General features: G+C 34.3%; 16 protein-coding genes, 1 tRNA gene and 1 other RNA gene. 5 read left to right on the top strand and 13 right to left on the bottom strand.

Features of this window, described 5'->3' with window-relative positions; genetic code table 11:
* Positions 1–301 precede the first annotated feature (301 nt).
* The 7 genes from recR to treP all read right to left on the bottom strand — a co-directional run bounded on the left by recR (position 302) and on the right by treP (position 7239).
* Entirely contained in the window at positions 302–898 is a 597-nt protein-coding gene (recR, locus tag EDD62_RS07150; RefSeq protein ID WP_077141032.1) for a recombination mediator RecR, read from the bottom strand.
* 1 nt (position 899) lies between these two features.
* Positions 900–1220 (bottom strand): YbaB/EbfC family nucleoid-associated protein, encoded by a 321-nt coding sequence (locus EDD62_RS07145; protein WP_077141033.1) that lies wholly within the window; start codon positions 1218–1220, stop codon positions 900–902.
* Between the two features lie 53 nt (positions 1221–1273).
* Positions 1274–2938, bottom strand: a complete 1665-nt coding sequence (gene dnaX, locus EDD62_RS07140) for a DNA polymerase III subunit gamma/tau (protein ID WP_170152798.1) — start codon at positions 2936–2938, stop codon at positions 1274–1276.
* Positions 2939–3072: 134 nt separating this feature from the next.
* An RNA gene (gene ffs, locus EDD62_RS07135) (signal recognition particle sRNA large type) lies at positions 3073–3337 on the bottom strand.
* Positions 3338–3378: 41 nt separating this feature from the next.
* Positions 3379–4113, bottom strand: a complete 735-nt coding sequence (gene treR / locus EDD62_RS07130) for a trehalose operon repressor (RefSeq protein ID WP_123808089.1) — start codon at positions 4111–4113, stop codon at positions 3379–3381.
* 6 nt (positions 4114–4119) lie between these two features.
* Complete coding sequence (treC, locus tag EDD62_RS07125) at positions 4120–5760, bottom strand: alpha,alpha-phosphotrehalase (protein WP_123808088.1); 1641 nt, start codon at positions 5758–5760, stop codon at positions 4120–4122.
* Positions 5761–5778: 18 nt separating this feature from the next.
* The gene (gene treP, locus EDD62_RS07120) at positions 5779–7239 is read right to left on the bottom strand and encodes a PTS system trehalose-specific EIIBC component (protein ID WP_123808087.1); all 1461 of its coding nucleotides are present in this window, start codon (positions 7237–7239) and stop codon (positions 5779–5781) included.
* Between the two features lie 160 nt (positions 7240–7399).
* On the opposite strand from treP, the gene EDD62_RS07115 reads away from it, so the two are divergent.
* Entirely contained in the window at positions 7400–8782 is a 1383-nt protein-coding gene (locus EDD62_RS07115) for an alkaline phosphatase (RefSeq protein WP_123808086.1), read from the top strand.
* A gap of 344 nt (positions 8783–9126) precedes the next feature.
* Here the strand turns inward: EDD62_RS07115 and EDD62_RS07110 are convergent, their stop codons facing one another.
* The 3 genes from EDD62_RS07110 to EDD62_RS07100 form a co-directional block, all read right to left on the bottom strand.
* A complete protein-coding gene (locus EDD62_RS07110; RefSeq protein WP_123808085.1) occupies positions 9127–10041 on the bottom strand; it encodes a nuclease-related domain-containing protein in 915 nt (304 codons plus the stop codon).
* A gap of 187 nt (positions 10042–10228) precedes the next feature.
* Positions 10229–10318, bottom strand: a tRNA-Ser gene (locus tag EDD62_RS07105).
* 58 nt (positions 10319–10376) lie between these two features.
* Positions 10377–11129, bottom strand: a complete 753-nt coding sequence (locus EDD62_RS07100; protein WP_123808084.1) for a PHP domain-containing protein — start codon at positions 11127–11129, stop codon at positions 10377–10379.
* Between the two features lie 108 nt (positions 11130–11237).
* On the opposite strand from EDD62_RS07100, the gene EDD62_RS07095 reads away from it, so the two are divergent.
* Genes EDD62_RS07095 through EDD62_RS07080 form a run of 4 tightly spaced genes read left to right on the top strand, consistent with a single transcriptional unit; the run spans position 11238 to position 14167 of the window.
* The gene (locus EDD62_RS07095) at positions 11238–11966 is read left to right on the top strand and encodes a gamma-glutamyl-gamma-aminobutyrate hydrolase family protein (protein WP_170152797.1); all 729 of its coding nucleotides are present in this window, start codon (positions 11238–11240) and stop codon (positions 11964–11966) included.
* A 55-nt stretch (positions 11967–12021) separates the two neighbouring features.
* Complete coding sequence (locus tag EDD62_RS07090) at positions 12022–12399, top strand: hypothetical protein (RefSeq protein ID WP_123808082.1); 378 nt, start codon at positions 12022–12024, stop codon at positions 12397–12399.
* 29 nt (positions 12400–12428) lie between these two features.
* Positions 12429–13478 (top strand): ABC transporter permease, encoded by a 1050-nt coding sequence (locus tag EDD62_RS07085; RefSeq protein ID WP_123808081.1) that lies wholly within the window; start codon positions 12429–12431, stop codon positions 13476–13478.
* Positions 13479–13489: 11 nt separating this feature from the next.
* Positions 13490–14167 carry an ABC transporter ATP-binding protein gene (locus tag EDD62_RS07080; protein ID WP_123808080.1) on the top strand — a complete coding sequence of 226 codons (678 nt, stop codon included), beginning with the start codon at positions 13490–13492 and terminating at the stop codon, positions 14165–14167.
* A gap of 16 nt (positions 14168–14183) precedes the next feature.
* Here the strand turns inward: EDD62_RS07080 and EDD62_RS07075 are convergent, their stop codons facing one another.
* Genes EDD62_RS07075 through EDD62_RS07065 form a run of 3 tightly spaced genes read right to left on the bottom strand, consistent with a single transcriptional unit; the run spans position 14184 to position 17422 of the window.
* Complete coding sequence (locus tag EDD62_RS07075) at positions 14184–14654, bottom strand: SRPBCC domain-containing protein (protein ID WP_170152796.1); 471 nt, start codon at positions 14652–14654, stop codon at positions 14184–14186.
* Between the two features lie 33 nt (positions 14655–14687).
* Complete coding sequence (locus tag EDD62_RS07070) at positions 14688–16670, bottom strand: FtsX-like permease family protein (protein ID WP_123808078.1); 1983 nt, start codon at positions 16668–16670, stop codon at positions 14688–14690.
* 2 nt (positions 16671–16672) lie between these two features.
* Positions 16673–17422, bottom strand: coding sequence for an ABC transporter ATP-binding protein (locus EDD62_RS07065; protein WP_123808077.1), 750 nt, complete (start codon positions 17420–17422; stop codon positions 16673–16675).
* Positions 17423–17453: the final 31 nt, after the last annotated feature.

Below are 17453 nucleotides of genomic sequence, written 5' to 3'. Positions count from 1 at the left end.
TTAAAAGTTTGCCTTGCTTCTCTTCATCCCTTTAGGGAATGACTCTTCTATCGGAATTAACGTTGACTTTCTTGATTTAGTTTTCAATGTTCTATTTTGTCTCACAAGAATCAATTATACAGGAATCATTTTTCAAGTCAATACTTTTGTTCAAGTTTTTTTATTAATTAATGATTCGCTACCAATTTCGCATTAGTCGTTTTCTTGCTGACAAGATAATACTATACATGAAATTCAAATATGATGCAATACTTTTTCATAAAAAAATTGAGATGTTTTTAAAAAAACATCTCAACACATTCTATATTTCGCTACGACCCATAATCGCTTTAGACAATGTGACTTCATCTGCATACTCTAAATCGCCACCAACAGGGAGCCCGTGAGCAAGCCTTGTAGTCTTTATACCAATTGGCTTAATCAATTTAGATATATATATAGCAGTCGATTCACCTTCAATATTAGGGTTGGTCGCAAGAATAACTTCTTCGACTTCATCATCTCGTAGTCTTTCTATCAATGACTGTACATTTAATTCTTCTGGACCTATTCCATCCATCGGACTTAGGGCTCCATGTAGAACATGATACAACCCCTTGTATTCTTGCATTCTTTCCATAGCAATGACATCTTTTACGTCTTGAACTACACAAATCGTCGAGCGATCTCTATTTTTATCTTCACATATATAGCAAGGATCGACATCAGTAATATGACCACATGATGAGCAAAATGTAAGTTCTCTTTTTACTTCTACTAGACTTCTAGAAAATTGAATTACATCTTCTTCTTTCATATCGATAACGAAAAAAGCTAATCTTGCAGCAGTCTTCTGTCCTATCCCTGGTAATTTCATAAAGCTATCAATCAATTTTGAAATCGATGCGGGGTAATGCATATTACATCATTCCAGGAATATTCATACCTTTAGTATGCTTACCTAACCGTTCTGATGTTAATTCATCTGCTTTTGTTAATGCATCATTTGTTGCAGCAACAATTAAATCTTGTAGCATATCAACGTCATCTGGGTCTACTACATCTTCTTTCACGACAACATCAAGCACTTCTTTATGACCAGATACTGTTACAGTGACCATGCCACCACCAGCAGTTCCTTCTACACGTTCTTCTTTTAATTTCTCTTGCTCTTCAGTCATTTTCTTTTGCATTTTCTGCATTTGCTTCATCATTTGTTGCATATTGTTATTTCCACGCATTTAAATCTCTCCTTTATGATTCTCTACTTTATAATGTATTAAAAAGCATGTCATTAGTCAACAAACTTAACATTGTCTTCACCCACTATATTAATAATCTCTTCATGGGGTGATTTTTCAGTTTTTTTTTCATCTGTAGAATGATCATTATTATTTTTAATATAAATATCAATATATCTTTGTCTTGCGTTAAGCCATTCAGAATCGGGAACACCAATCATCACGACTTCACGACCAAGTACTTCAGAGATATGCTGTTCGATAAATCTCCTCTTTTGGTCATCTTTATTTACAATCTCACAATGGATATCTTGCTCAAACTTTATCACTACTTTTGTAGGGCTTGCAGCTACTGGTGATGATTTGTGCAACAAAGTTGCTAATCCACTTTCTGATTTTGAATGGAATGTTTCTATTATATGAGGCCATTCCGCTGTTAGTCGGTTCAGTTGCTCTTTTTGAGCTTCTTTTAATATTTCGAATAATTTTTCTTGAGAATATGGCTTTTTAATATTATTATTCTTCGATTTTGATTGGAGGTTTGGCTTCGGAGATGGATTAGATGTAATCCTTTCTATCGAAATCTTCATTGTCTCAAGCTCTTTATATAACCGTTTCAACTCTTCATCATGACGGTCCGGTGAACTATTATTTTCAATGGAGGTAGACTTTGTTTTCTTTGGTTCACTCATTAGATTTACAAGTTTGATAATCAGTACTTCTACATGAACAGAAGTATTCACCGAATGTCTCATCGATTGCATCGATCGATCAATCGCATTGATCATATCAAAAATCATTTCATGCTCAATATGATGGAAGTCATGCGTATCAAATACAAGGGCATCCCTTAAATAAAATAACATCTCGTGAACTAATCGCGTGCTCTCTTTCCCTTCTTTTAATAGTTGATGATATAGTTCTATTGCTTGCTTCGGCTCATTGCTCTGAATAAAATTAAACAAGGCTTCAAGTTGTTTCCTTTGTATACCACCAACAATATCAATTACAGATTCGATTGATATTTTATCTTCACTAAAAGAAATCGCTTGGTCCAAAATACCAAGGGAGTCTCTCATACCGCCTTCTGCAATGTTTGCAATATATTCTAATGCTTCCATTTGATACTGAATTCCAATCTCTTTTGCAATGAACTCCATTCGATCTATCATATCCGCTTCACTAATCGCTTTAAAGTCAAATCTTTGGCATCTTGAAATAATCGTTTTAGGGATTTTGTGTGGTTCTGTCGTTGCAAGAATAAAAACCGCATGACTTGGTGGTTCTTCTAAAGTCTTAAGCAACGCGTTAAAAGCTGATGTTGTCAACATGTGTACTTCATCTATAATGTACACTTTATATTTACATTCAACGGGTGCATACTTCACCTTATCGCGAATGCTTCTAATTTCGTCAACACCATTATTACTTGCAGCGTCAATCTCCAACACATCTTGATGATCATTATTAGTGATTGATATACATGTATTGCAATCATTACACGGCTCACCATCACTTGAATGTGCACAGTTTATTGCTTTAGCAAATATTTTCGCGATACTTGTTTTACCAGTACCTCTTGGACCCGAAAATAAATATGCATGCGCATGGCGTTTTGCCATCACTGCGTTTTTAATCGTTTTTTTTACATGTTGTTGGCCAACCACATCATCAAACGTTTGCGGTCGATACGTTCTATACAAAGCTTTATAACTCATATCAGTCACTCCATCGTCATCAGTTATATATTTATTATAACAAAGATACCTTAAAATTATTTGTATGATATATATTATATAGAAAGAACCTATATGAATGAGTTCATTCATATAGGTTCTTTACTTATGTATTACCGTGCACCACTTGATCGAGCGAAGTGCAACAAACGTTACTCTATGCAACAACTCAATCCCGGCGACCCTACGGCACATAAAGTGACTTACTTAATGCTGCTTCCGTCAGGACCTGACATGGTTCATAAGGCTCTATTGCGTAGGACCGGAACGTCAACATTGTGCGGTCAAGGCAGACTTCACTACATTGCCCTCACAAGTGGAATTCAGTCTTGCTGAGCGGATTGCAAGTACAAGGCACCGCTAACTCCCCACTTAGCACGGTAAGATATATTCTACCATAACTTAAAGATAAAACTCAAGCTTTACTCATCTTGAGCAGAAATTCTTCTCGAGAAATCAACAAATTTAAATTCATTCGCTCTATGTTTAGATACGTTATATTGGAATGGCCTCGTGTCATCCAGATGAACAACTGAGCGAACAACCGCTGCGTATGGTGGATTCGTCTCACCAAAATAGTCAAAATCATCATCATCAAACGGCTCAAATGTGATTGCTTTATTTGAAAAACTAATTGTTAAACCTAAACGATCTTCGATATACTCATAAATTGATTGCTGTGCAACCTCTTCACTTAACGCAGGCATCAACGATTGAATGAAATAATCAATATCAACGATTGCAGTTTTACCATTCTCAACTCTACATCTCACAACTTTCCATAACTTCTCATAATCTCCTAATTTGAGCGCTTGTTGAACATGAGGGAAGTCTTTTGCACTGACCACTTCAAACCGCTCTACAATTGTTTCATAATGTAAATTCAAAGATTCTTGAATTTCTTTAAATGAAATTAGCTGAGATACTGGGAAGTGGTTTGCTTCGTTAAAGATTACGACCGAACCTTTCCCTTTTAATTTTTGAATGTAACCGTTACTTTGTAATAAGCTTAACGCTTTACGAACGGTTTCTCTCGATACATCATACATCTCAACGAGCTTATTCTCAGAAGGAAGAATCGATTGATAAGGGTACTTACCTTCCAAAATTTCTCGAGTAATGGTTTGATAAATCGTTAAATATTTGTTCCGATTCATAGTTCATCATCCTTTAATTTCATTCACCCAAACGATTGCTGTATATGGTTCTAATATATCATCAATAACTTCATCGTTTTTAATTAAAATGTTGTTGTCGTTTATTTCATAAGGACTTTTCACAGCCTCTTTACTGAAATTCGCTACACAAAATAATTCTTTATCTTGATAAGTTCTCTTATACGCAAAAATGGATTCATTGTTCATCATTAATGGTTCTATCGAGCCACAAGTCAATATATCATGCTCATGTCTTAATTTAATCAATGATTTGTATGTGTATAAAACAGATTGTTCGTCCTTCATTGCTTCTGCAACATTAATTGTTTTGTAATTTTCTGCAACATCAATCCAAGGTGTTCCACTCGTGAACCCAGCGTGTCTATTAGTTGACCATTGCATCGGTGTTCTTGAATTATCACGAGATTTTTCTTTCAATATATTGAGTGCTTCAGTGTTTGATTTTCCTTCTTTTAACATTATATCATAAGCATTCAAACTTTCGACGTCTCTGTATTGATCAATCGAATTGAAATTAGGATTTGTCATACCGATCTCTTCACCTTGATAAATATAAGGTGTTCCTTTTAAGCAATGCAAAGTGATTGCAAGCATTTTCGCACTCTTTTGTCTTAATGGCTCTGTTGAATCATTACCAAATCGTGAAACAACCCTCGGTTGGTCATGGTTACACCAAAATATTGCATTCCAACCATTACCTTGGTCGATACCGACTTGCCAATCCATGAGTATACGCTTTAACTCGATAAAATCATAAGGCATTATCGCCCACTTCTCACCGTTTGGATAATCAACTTTTAAATGATGGAAATTAAATACTGAATTCAATTCTTTACGTGATGGTTTTGTATATTTAATACACTCTTCTATCGTCGTACTAGACATTTCACCCACAGTCATAACATCTTTATCTTGGAAAGTATTCGCTCTAAGTTCTTTCAAATATTGATGAACATTCGGACCATCCGTATAAAGCTCTTTACCAATAGCTGGTGAATCTATATATTGATCCTTCGATATTAAGTTAATCACATCAAATCTAAATCCATCTACACCTAATTCAAGCCAATAATTAATCATCTCATAGATATCTTGTTTCATTTCTTCATTTTCCCAGTTTAAATCAGCTTGAGTAATATCAAATAAATGTAAATAATATTGATCTGTCTCTTGGTCATACGCCCACGCATTCCCACCAAATTTTGATTCCCAATTTGTTGGCGGCCCATCTTGTCCGTCTCTCCATATATAATAATCTCTATATTTATTATCACGAGATTTTTTGCTTTCTAAAAACCAAGGATGTTCTGTTGATGTATGATTAATGACAATATCCATCATGATTTTAATATTTCGATCGTGTGCTTGTTCAAGCAAATCTATAAAATCATCTTTAGTGCCAAAGTCTTCATTTACTTTATAATAGTTGGAAATATCATACCCATTATCATTAAATGGTGATTCATAAATCGGTGTTAACCATAAGTAGTCCACACCTAAAAAGTCCAAGTAGTCTAATTTTTCAATAATACCTCTTAAATCACCTTTTCCATTCCCAGTCGTATCATTGAAAGACGCTGGATAAATCTGGTACACAACGCTTTTTTTCCAATCCATTAAACTCATATATAAGCTCCTATCTCTTTATGCTTTATCAATTGGCTTAACGACTTTGTCACCTTTTTTTTCTGCGAACAATGAAAATATAACCGTTAATACGAAAGGCAATATAATCGCGATAATCATTCCGATTAAGAAAGTTATTCTAAATCCAGAGTTAATACTCATAATACCTGGCACGCCACCCACACCGACTTTACCTAACACTTGCTGAGAACCGAATAATATTCCGACAAGACCCGTTGTAATGACTGCTGAAATAAATGGATATTTAAGTGGGATATTTACACCGAACATTGCCGGCTCTGTCACTCCAAGCATTCCTGAAATACCACTTGTCAATGCGAGCCCTTCTTCTTTCACCATTTTTTTACGTTTATACATAAACCAAGCACCAAATGCTGCAGCACCTTGAGCAATATTTGAAATCGCAAGGATTGGCCATAAATATGTTCCACCTAAGTTAGAACTCATCAGTTGGAAATCAACCGCCAAGAACATATGATGCAAACCTGTAATAACAAGTGGTGCATAAACCAAACCGTAGATTAATCCACCTAGCCATCCAGCATTTTCAAAAATCATTTGGATGAAGTTCGTAATTTGCTCACCTAACCAGAATGCAACAGGTCCAATCACTACAAATGACAGGAAACCAACGAGTAATAATGCAACAGGTCCAACAACTAACATTTTAATAGAATCATGTACATATTTGTTTAAGAAACGTTCTACAACGGATAAACAGTACGTTGCAATAAGGATCGGTAACACTTGTGCTGCATAGTTTAATTGTTGCACTTCAAGTCCGAACACATCCCACGTTGGAATTTCATTCATTTCTCCAGTTTGTGCATCCGCAAGTCCATATTGCGAAGCAAGCGCTGGGTTAACTAGAATAAGCCCTAATACTAACCCGAGAATCGGACTACCTCCAAACACACGCATCGCCGACCAACCAATTAAAGCTGGTAAGAAGTGGAACGGTGTCACTGCAATCAATTTAATAATTTCTGCAATGCCTTTAAATTGAGGGTAAGCATCAACAACTGCCTGATTTTTAAATATTGCCCCTGATTCAAGTAGCAAGTTACTTAAACCGAGTAATAGACCCGCTGTGACTATTGCTGGAAGTAATGGAATGAAGACATCACCTAGCATTTTAATGAAACGTTGTAATGGATTCATCTTTTCTGTAGCTGCTTGTTTTACATCTTCTTTAGAACCATGCTCAATACCTACTTCATTTGAAAAGATTTTATACGCTTCATCCACTGTACCTTGTCCAATGACGATTTGAAATTGATTATTGTTTTTAAACGAACCCTTCACTAAATCAATTTGATCTAACGTTTCTTTATCAACTTTTGAATCATCTTTTAATGCTAATCTTAATCTCGTAACACAGTGTGTAGCCGCACTGACATTATCTTTACCACCAATGGCTTCAATAATTTTTTTAACATCCTCTTTATTTACTGCCATATTAACTCTCCTCTACAATTTTATACTGATAGTATAATATGTATATACAGATTAGTAAAGCGTTTTCATATATATTTTTTAACTTTATATATAATTTACATTTCATTAATTAAAAATTCATAAACTTTTTCTATAATTTATAAATAGAGGAGGAATAATAATGAAAAATTTTAAATTCATTATAATGTCAATATTAACTTTAGTATTAACGCTTTCTTTAGTTGCACCAAACGTATCAAATGCCGGAGCGTCAGGTGGAAACGTAGACAAAATACATAGCGATGATAGTCAAAGCTGTGATGTAGATGGTACACCGAAAAACGTAATTATGTTAATCGGTGATGGTATGAACACAGCTTACACTACAGCATATCGTCATTACATGAACGATGGTGACGTGTTAAATAGTGAACCAACAGTATTCGACAAATATTTAGTTGGGCAACAAACAACACATTCAGCAGATAAAGGAGATCAAGTAACAGATTCTGCAGCTGCTGGTACAGCAATCGCAACAGGTGTCAAAACAACAAATGGAACATTAGGTAAAGACCCTAACATGAACGACGTAAGAAACTTAGGTGAGCATGCAAAAGAACAAGGTAAATCAGTTGGTATTGTATCAACTTCATCAGTAACTCATGCTACACCTGCATCATTCATTGCACACGTTGAATCACGTAAGCAAGAAGAAGAAGTTGCTGAGCAATACTTTGATAATCAAGTAAATGGTGAGCCAATTACAGATGTAATCTTAGGTGGTGGACAAGGATTCTTCGAACAAGATGGACGTAACATCACGGAAGAATTCACAAAAGCTGGATATGACTACGTTAAAACTGCGCAAGAATTAGCATCAACAGATAACGAACAAGTTTTAGGTCTTTTCGCTGAAGAAGCATTAGCGCCTGAATTAGATCGTCCAGAAAGTGAACCACATATCAAAACAATGACAGAAACAGCAATCAATAAATTATCAACTGATGAAGATGGATTCTTCTTAATGGTTGAAGGTTCTCAAATCGACTGGGCTGGTCACGCAAACGATATTACTTGGGGTGTAACAGATACTGTAGCATACGCTGAAGCAGTTCAAGCAGCAATTGATTTTGCGAAAGAAGATTGCGATACTTTAGTATTATTCTTTGCAGACCACGGTACTGGTGGATTAAGTGTTGGTGGATTCGGAGAATATAAATTCGACACTGCTCCAATCAAAGGAATGAAAAAGAACGTTCAAGCAATCGTCAAAGAAGCATTAGAATCTGATGCTCCAATGGACGTTGTAAATAACAACATTAGCTTTGATTTATTAGATGAAGAAGTTAAAGCATTTAAGAAAGCAATCAAAAAGCAAGATGAAGAAACAGCTGTTGAAGTATTAAACAACGCTGTAAATGAAGTAACATTTGCTGGATGGTCTACATCAGGTCACGTTGGTGACGATATAAACACATATGCATTTGGACCAGGTAGCACTAAATGGGCTGGATTAGTTGATAACACTGACAATGCTAACATTCTATTTGATTTAATTAAGTAATATTATTCTTTAACTGAAACAACCAACAAGGTTACATTCTTGTTGGTTGTTTTTTTCTAACTCTTTTCTGCGGAATATAAACCCTCTTTATTCCTCAGTTTGACGGATCTCTTGTTTCCTTCTCTTTTCTGCGAAATATAAACCCTCTTTATTCCTCAGTTTGATGGATCTCTTACTTCTTTCTCTTTTCTGCGGAATATAAACCCTCTTTATTCCTCAGTTTGACGGACCTCTTGTTTCCTTCTCTTTTCTGTGGAATATAACCCTTCTTTATTCCTCAGTTTGACGGACCTCTTACATCTTTCTCTTTTCTGTGGAATATAAACCCTCTTTATTCCTCAGTTTTAATTAATTTTCGTCTTTATATATTTTAATTTAGAAAAATCTTTACACTCATACATATGTTTTCTTCTAGAACCAGTCTTATTGTAATTTTCATTTAAAACTCGATGTACAGTAGATTTCTTTGCAGGTTCACACCAATCAACCGCTTCCCTAAAAGATATTGGTCGTGAATAAATAGACATCCATTCATCAATATTTCTTTTCACAAGCTCTCTTAAAATATGGCGTTTACCACATCCAAAACATTGAACATACTTTTGTCTCTCTTTAATCTCAATTGGTACAAATGCTCGACAATCACACATTAACCCTTTGTTTACATCAAAGTATCTGGCGTCATATAAAGATTGAAATCTATCTCCGCTGACAACGTATGATAACAACTGATTATAGTTTCTTTCTTCAAGCTGCATATCCCTATCAATTCGCGTCAAATCCTTAATCAGCTTCATCCTTTCATGATGAAAATAAACATATTCAGACTCGATAGGATCATTTAAGTTAAACTTTTTATTTACAAATGCAATTGCCACAACGACATTAACCTTCGGTAGTATCGATTTTAATATCTTTTCAGTTCGGTATCTTGAGCGAATTGGATTTTCAATTGTACTTCTTGGTCCAACCAATAAAGAGCCGTCTACATAATAATTTCCCGAGAAATTTTTTGCATCAATTACTATGACATGATTCCCTATAAAAATGACTTTATCTAGTTGAACCATTTCACTTTTACATTGAATATATAAATCCTCTGCCTTCAAACAATCCACACTATCGACCCATTCATCGACTATTAGTTCTCCTTGAAATCCAAAGCGTAGCCGTCCAAATTCACTCTGTAATTGTGTTGGCAAAAGTGCCCTACCTTGAAGTGCGTATAACTGTTGTAACAATAATGATGCTTCTCTCATTCGATATCCTCCACCGTTGATACACACATCATATAAGGATTATAAAATATAAGCAAAAAGCAGTTTTGATTAAAATAGAGGATAATCTGAACAAAATATTATCTATAGCGTAAAAACTACTCAAATTTATTAAAAATTTATTTTTAAATAACAAAAAACACAAACCTAAAAAGGTTTGTGTTCAATACGGAGGAAGAGGGATTCGAACCCCCGCGAGCCGTTAAGCCCCTGTCGGTTTTCAAGACCGATCCCTTCAGCCGGACTTGGGTATTCCTCCATCATAATATATAATTTTTGCAACTGAAAATTATTATATATCATTTATAGCCATTGTGTCAACGTGAACTATATAATTTATTCATTAATTTTCCTATTTTTTCTGCTGCCTTCACTCTTAAATGAAGTTCATCACTACACAATACATCTACATCATCATGACGGATAGTTGATTTTAATTCTTCCACGTCATCAACATCATCACACTTATTCAAAACAGTCGTTAATTGAATTGGATGATGGGCATCGCTACTCCCAACCATTCCAATATTTAAAGAGTCAACAAGACCTTTCACTTTATCCGTCTGTTTCTCTTTTAACTGATAAATATCTGCCGCATTGATCTCTACAGCATCTAATTGCTCAAGCAAATCATCTTGATGCTTGTAGAGGGGCATACTCGGTCGGAATGGATGTGCTCCTATTTTAGGCAGTGACATTGCATTTAATTTATCAATTAATGCATTCAATTTAATCAAATAAGGAGCTTTCTCATACGGAGTCAAAAAGTCCATCAACTCATAAATTTCATCTCGGCCACCGAACGTTAAAATATGACCATGATTTTTAACATCAATCTCTAGACCTAATACAACACGTATATTACAAATATGATAGAAACCATCCTTATATTCAAAATTTGTTTCTAGATGATTATACAAATCCCGAATATACGTTGCATTAAAATGTTCAGTCAACACAATCATATCCACACCTAAATCGTGAGCTTCTTGAGTAAACTCTAAAATATATTGTGGGTGAAACTCACTTTCTCTAGAAATTAAAAAATGTGTATGTAAATCTAGATACATAATAAAAGCTCCTAACGTTTCATTTTCATCAATAAATATATCACATCAAAGTTACTAAATGTATTATTTGGGTATATATTAACAAAACATTTAAAAGGAGTTATGACTATGAAACCCGTAATCGGTATTACAACAGAGTCTACAGGAGATAAGTTGCAGTTGAACCAATCTTATGTAAATGCTATTTCAGACTTGGGAGGTGTGCCTTTGCTCCTTGCAAAAACTGATGAATTAGATGTCATTGAAGAACAAGTGCATCGAATTGATGGGCTTTATTTAACTGGTGGGAGCGATATTAATCCAGCAACATACGACGAAGAACCTCACGAAAAGTTAGGGAAAGTTGAACATGGTCGTGATGAATATGAGATTCAAGTGATCAAACATGCGATCAAAAAGAAAATTCCTATCCTTGGTGTCTGTCGTGGTAATCAATTATTAAATAGTTTAAACGGCGGCACGATGTACCAAGATTTACCGTCGCAAAAAGAAGGAGAACTAATTCAACATAAACAACAATCAGGGCGCGACTTTTTACAACATACGATCGAGATTAATCAAAAGAGTAAACTCTATGGAATTATTCAACAAGACAAAATTAGAGTAAACAGTCACCACCACCAAGCAAATAAAGATATCGCAGATGAATTTAGAATTGCAGCGACTGCGCCAGATGGTGTTATTGAAGCAATTGAAAGTAAAGACGAAGACCACTTTATCTTGGCATTACAATTCCACCCTGAAGATGCATATACACTAGATGATAGTGCCAAAAAAATATTAGAAGCCTTCATTGATGCAGCCGTTGAATATGATAAAACGGTTGATAATGATTAATTAAGACCCTCTTTGTTATAATATAAGTAAATATTTAACATGGAGTGATTAGTCTGTGGTTAAAATTAAACGGGCCGACTCATTTGATAATCTTTCTCCGATAGATTTATACGTCAATGATGTATTTGAATCGAAAATTAAAATGGGTGAAACGGTTAATGTAGACATTAAAGATCAAAGTAAGATCACAATTAAACAATGGGGAACTAAACCCGTTTCAATAATAGCTAATAATTCATATGATGTGAAAATTGTAGAATCAAATATGAATTATTTATTTTTATTTTTTGCATTAGAATATATTTATATAATCGGAGCCCAATTATTAAATTGGTCTATTCTATATAGTTTTTTAGGTGTTATCCTGATTGCTTTATTATTTTTCACCTATATTAAATTTATTCACCCTCCTTATGATTTAAAGATTGCATAACAGAATAAAATAAGATAGGAGTCACATAGATGTTCTTAGCATGGAACGAAATTAAACGAAACAAATTAAAGTTCAGTCTCATTATTAGCATTCTCATTATGATCAGTTATTTACTCTTCTTATTATCAGGGCTAGCCAATGGGTTAATCAATATGAACACTGAAGGCATCAACAAATGGAATGCGACAAGTGTTGTACTGAACAAAAATGCAAACACGACACTCTCTCAATCAAAATTTGACCAGCAGCTTGTTAACGATCAGTTCAAGGAGGTCGCAAAGGTAAGGCAAACTGGGGTGATTGCTTCAAATGGTGATATAGAAGAGAATGCACTCATCTATGGGTTAGAAGAAAACTCATTCATCGTGCCAAAAATTGTCGATGGGACATCACCTAGTCAAACGAATGAAGTCGCAATTGATCAAACACTTCATGACAAAGGATTCAATATCGATGATACAATTGAATTCGCTCAATCTGATGTCGAAGTAATGATTACAACAATTACTGAAAGTGCTAAATACAATGCAAGTGGTGTCATGTTTGGAAATATGGAACTTTTGTCAGATATTAACCCCCAATACAAATCAGATGAAATTAACGCAGCAATCGTTAAAGATGAAAAATTTAAAAAATCCGATCTAGATGATTCGTTAGAAGTTGTACCGATTAATACATTTATCGAGCAATTACCAGGATATACAGCACAAAACTTAACGTTGAACTTTATGATTACCTTTTTATTCATTATTTCTGCAGCGGTGATCGGGATATTTTTATACGTCATCACGTTACAGAAAACATCACTGTTTGGCGTACTGAAAGCACAAGGGTTTACGAATGGCTATTTAGCAAAAATGGTGTTTAGTCAAACACTCATTCTATCTCTTATCGGTACCGTGATTGGACTATTATTAACCATCATTACAGGGTTGTTTTTACCAGAAGAGGTTCCGATCGCGTTCAACCCATTCACTTTGCTACTCTTTGCAATCATACTCATCACCGTATCATTATTAGGTGGAATATTCTCGGTGTTATCTATTCGTAAAGTAGATCCACTGAAAGCTATAGGTTAAGGAGATTCAATATGCTCACATTCAAAAATGTCACAAAAACATTTAAAGATGGTAATGAAACCATCGAAGCGGTAAAAGATTTAACACTCCATTTCGATCGAGGTGAACTCATTGCGATTATCGGACCATCTGGTTCTGGTAAAAGTACATTTTTAACGATGGCAGGTGCGTTACAAAGTGCCACAGAAGGACAAATTGAGATTAACGGACAAAGCATCACTCAATTAAATCAAAAACAATTATCAAAATTACGGTTAAATGAGATTGGATTCATCCTTCAAACAAGTAATCTTGTTCCTTTTTTAACCGTTGAACAGCAATTTAAATTACTTAAGAACGCTAAGAAGAACGTTATGAACGAAGACCAATATGATACACTCATTAATCAACTCGGTTTATCAAAACATTTACGTCAATTGCCTAGTGAGTTATCAGGTGGTCAACGTCAACGCGTTGCCATCGCGAAAGCATTATACACTAATCCAAGTATTATTTTAGCTGACGAACCAACCGCTTCGCTCGATACTGATAATGCAATGCAAGTGATGGATATTTTAAGCGAACAAACAAAAGCACTCAATAAAACATGTATCGTCGTCACACATGATGAAAGACTGACACAATACTGTGATCGTGTGTTTGAAATGATCGACGGTGTCTTAACAGAAAAAAACGGAGTCCCTAAATAGTGACTCCGTTCTTCGTTTAAAATAAATTTTTCTTTACATCTTGATAGATTCGATCAAAGGTACTTTGCTCCATCGCTTTCTGCTCACCTGTTTCTGCAACAGACTTCAAGTTTTCAATTTGTAATTGCCACCCCGTGAAATCTTCAGCGACATGATCAAACTCGAATGGCATACGTTCATGGAAATAAAGGTGTGTTATATCTTCCTGGTCAGTCAACTTAAATTCAACCTCACCAATCGCCCATGTAAAAGTAATGTGAGTAGGCGCCTCATGTTGAATGACAATACTCTGTTCATTCGTCCCATCATCCATACCAAAGTTTACATATAACTCACCATCTGCCTCTTCAAATGACAACTGTGGAAACCATTGTTGAATCCCTTCTGTCGTCGAAATCAGATTAAACACTTTATTAATTGGCACTTTAACATCAACCTCAATCGTTTGAAACGCATCAAACTTCGTCTTCTCATATTGTACGTTCATCATCAAACACTCCTTTATGTGTATTTTAGCACACTAGGTGTTAGATTCATTGATGAGTTTATAATATATGTGTGAAGTGATCCAATACATGAGCAAATAAATCAGAACGATGAGTATAATGACAATTGAATAACTTGTAATGAACAACCAGTAATCTCTAATGGCTAATAAACCAAGTAATTGATAAATAATTTTATTTGCAAACGCCGTATGAATCAATGCAACAATAATCGGTAATCCAAATAACCAGAAGACTTGTTTACGAATTGTTGATTTAATTAAATTGTCTGGCAAACCAACTTGTTTCATAATAGTATAGTTCAGCTTATCCTCATAGCCTTCAGAGAGTTGTTTATAATATAGGATTAAAAACATGCCAATCAATAACACGATTGAAACAACTATTCCAATAAATATAAGTCCACCATTTAATTCATAAAGTTCCTTTGATATTTCTTTATGATTAGCAATCCTTATAACAAACTCTTCTTCTAATCGTTCAATTTGATTTATAAATTGATCTTCACCTTTAGTAATATTAAAGTGCATTGATCGATTTAATGTTGGTGAAATATCATATGCTTGCGTTTTGGGATTATAATCTTTATATTCTTTAATGATTTTTTTTAAAATTGAATGATCCTTTACAACAATATATAAGCCATCAATTCCAAGTTTTGATCCAAGAAAATTTTTCTTTGTTGTTTTCACATTATATTGATCATCAGCTAGAATAATTTTATTTAAACCTTGATATTTATCAGTATTGCTCGAAATAAATATCTCATTATCTTTGAGCTTTAATTTTGTGTCATTGACTTCATTATGGTCTTGTTCTGTCATCAATACACTATACACAATATCATCTATCGATTGATTTGTTTCTCCAGGTGCTCTGACCTGTTCAAATTGATTACGTTCACCGATGTGAAAAGGAACGAAAAGTTCTTCGCTCATTCTGAACTGATCAATCGTCGCGATTCCTTCAATTTCTTCTTGTAACTTTTCTAGTTGTATATCATCATTAAAAAGTGATACTTCATTTTCTTGGAACAACGCACCGTCTATTTGTGTTTCAATCCCACGATAAGCACTCAAACTCATTCCTAATGTAACGATGAGAAATGTACAAAGCATCGTAATACTTGCGATACCAATAGCATTTGCTTTCATTCTTGATAACATCCCTGATATCGAAAAGAAGTTCTTCTTTTTGTAATATATACTCGAAATTTTTTGAATCTGTTGTAAAAAGAATATCGTCAATGACATGAACAAAAAGTAAGTACCCACTAATACTGCTAATACAGCTTTAAATATATCCATTAATGCATTCATGACACCGTCTGTTGTAAGTGCAATTGTATATCCATAACCCAACGCAATAATCCCTAGACCTAATAACAAAATAATTAACCATTGTCTCGTCTTCTTTTCACCTGCATATTGTGTTTGCATTAATTTAATTGGACTTTGTAGTGTTACTGTAATGATATTGATCATATATAAAACAGTCATCATGACAACAATAATTATCCATAATTTAATTGCACTATCTATATCAAATGGATAATCCATAAGGCCAATACCACTTCCTTGAATTAGACGATTTAACATTAAAAAAATTAAATGTCCAAATAAATATCCTCCAATTGTACTTAATACAATGATAATGAATGTTTGAACGAGCGTCTCAATCAGTAACATTAACCGTAAGTGTCTCTTCTCTAAACCTAGCACCATATTAAGTGCAAATTCTTTCTTTCGCTGTTTCATTACAAAACGGCTTGCATACAAAATAAAAACAACACTTAAAATGGTCACAAGTACATTAGCATACATCATTAATTCGGGTAAGGTTTTGTGTCTTGTATTAATGTAGTCGTTGGCCATCATCGAAAGCATAATATATTCTAGTGCGAACATTGTACTCACAGCGAGAATAAATGGAACCATAACATGATTTAATGTTTTAAAGTTTTTTAGTGCCAATCTACTCAATAATTTGATTTTCATCATTACACCCCTCGTTCTGACATAAAGCCTAACGAATCAGAGATGTTCTTTTGAAAATCAATTTGACTATCATCACCTCGATACAATTCATGAAAAACAACACCATCTTTAATAAATAGAACTCTTTTTGCATAGGATGCATCAATTGCAGAATGCGTTACCATAAGAATTGTTTGTTCTTGTTCGTTGATTTTTTGAAATAAATTCATAATGTCACGAGATGTATTTGAATCTAACGCCCCAGTAGGTTCATCAGCTAATAATAATGAAGGGTTTGATATGAGTGCGCGAGCAATTGCGACACGTTGTTTTTGCCCTCCAGATACTTCATACGGAAACTTCTCTAATAAATGATTAATCCCTAATTTTTGAGACACCGCTTCAACTTGTTGATGAATGAAATTAGGCTTTTGATCAGAGAGGACAAGTGGCATTACGATATTATCTTTATTATTCATTGTATGCAAAACATTAAAGTCTTGAAATACAAACCCTAAAGTATCACGCCTAAACTTTGCTACTTCTTTATTCTTTAATGCATTGACATTGACGCCATCAATTATAATGTCCCCATTCGATGGTTTATCAAATGTCGCAATTAAATTTAACAATGTCGATTTACCAGAGCCAGACTCCCCCATTATTGCAACAAATTCTCCCTTTTCAATTTCAACGTTAACATCTCTTAACGCTACAGTTTCATTACTTTTTTTACCATATATTTTTTTTAAATTGCGTATAGATAACAACATCAAATCTCCCCTTTGTTTAAGCTATCTTTAG

It is taken from the genome of Abyssicoccus albus, from assembly GCF_003815035.1.
GTDB classification, from domain to species: Bacteria; Bacillota; Bacilli; order Staphylococcales; family Abyssicoccaceae; genus Abyssicoccus; species Abyssicoccus albus.
The sequence above is the reverse complement of the archived record's forward strand: the minus strand, read 5'-3'. Positions and strand labels throughout refer to the sequence as shown.